The organism is Caenimonas sedimenti (genome assembly GCF_007833165.1).
Taxonomy (GTDB): Bacteria; Pseudomonadota; Gammaproteobacteria; order Burkholderiales; family Burkholderiaceae_C; genus Ramlibacter; species Ramlibacter sedimenti.
Genome location: NZ_VOBQ01000048.1, coordinates 1 through 1,238 on the forward strand (window position 1 = coordinate 1; position 1,238 = coordinate 1,238).

At 57.8% G+C, this 1,238-nt stretch carries 1 protein-coding gene; it reads left to right on the plus strand.

Annotation, left to right across the window (positions count from 1 at the left end; genetic code table 11):
• The first annotated feature begins 77 nt into the window (after nucleotides 1-77).
• Nucleotides 78-938 carry a hypothetical protein gene (locus FN976_RS28690; RefSeq protein ID WP_145897518.1) on the plus strand — a complete coding sequence of 287 codons (861 nt, stop codon included), beginning with the start codon at nucleotides 78-80 and terminating at the stop codon, nucleotides 936-938.
• Nucleotides 939-1,238 lie beyond the last annotated feature (300 nt).

Genomic DNA, 1,238 nt, shown 5'->3' on the forward strand with positions numbered 1-1,238 from the left:
TACTGGTCCTTGGCGTCGAAAACCATGCGCACGGCACGCTCGACGACCTCGGGGGAGAACTTGGGTGACTTCCTCATATGGCTCCATACTCTATCGAAGGAGCCTCCTCAAATCCCGGGGCGGTTCACTACCTGCTTTTCGGTTTTGCTTTGGTCGAGGCCAACCTGGTCAAGGTCATGCTCTCCAGCCTTCAGAACGCCAAGCTCTCCTTCCAGGGGAAGGGGCCGGCGTATGAAGACGAAGTGCTGCGAGTCCTTCAGGGTGAAGGCTTCACGCCTCGCAAGCTGAAGGTGTACCGTGGGCCGAAGAAGGAGCATGAGTTCGACTACGACGTCACCTTCGTGTGGGACGACTACGTGTTCTTTCTGGAGTGCAAGAACCGTAGCATCCCATTCGGCCAGCCGATTGCGATGGCGTACTTCATGATGGAGCTCGAAAGCCATGCGGCGCAGGTTGCGCGACTGCGCAATGCGCTTACTAACTATCCAGACATCATCGATGCCGACTATCCTCAGGCCAAGGGCAAGAAGCCTGTGTTCTGTGTCGTGAACTCCCTGCCTTTCTCCCTCGGCTCGTGGCAGGACATCTACTACATCGATCACTCGTTGCTTGGGAGATTCTTCAAGCCTGGCGGAACCTTCGGCGTTGAAATTGGCAAGCTCGCGCCAAGCTCCCCCATCGTCCGCGGCGAGGTCGCGCGCTTGTGGGCGGGGAACAAGCCCACGGCCGAAGACTTCATTCGCTATGTCAACAGTCCGCCCCAGTTGCACTTGGGTGCCGCTCACTACGAACCGAAGGCTGACTGGTACCCGCTGTCGTTGGACACCGTCCTGAAGACAGTCGAATTTTCACGCGTCACCTTGGACGAAGAACAAGTGGCCAAGATCCTTGTTGAAGCGACCAACCGCAATCAGAGGAACGGGGCTGGCACCGATTGAGTTCCCCCTAGCGGCCGTATACGGTCATCGTCGCCAACCGCACGCGGGCAGCTATTGCGGTGCATTCGTCGTCGACCAGACGGTCACCACATAGAGACAGCCTTCAATCCATCTTTGCGATAAGTGATGTTCGTCCGATTCGCAGATAGGCCGCCGGGCGCGATGTCCGCTTCCGGCCGATTCTGTTGAAAAACTCTCCGGTGCCGCCTAGATTTGCGCGAACCAAATGCGGGGGTGCTGACGATGATGGGAAGCCAAGGCGGAGCGCAGGATCGGCTGTTCTACTCGTTCAACCTTGAA

Excerpts from the sequence above, each read along its gene's own strand:
- FN976_RS28690 (WP_145897518.1), top strand. The coding sequence starts at position 78 with ATGGCTCCATACTCTATCGAAGGAGCCTCCTCAAATCCCGGGGCGGTT.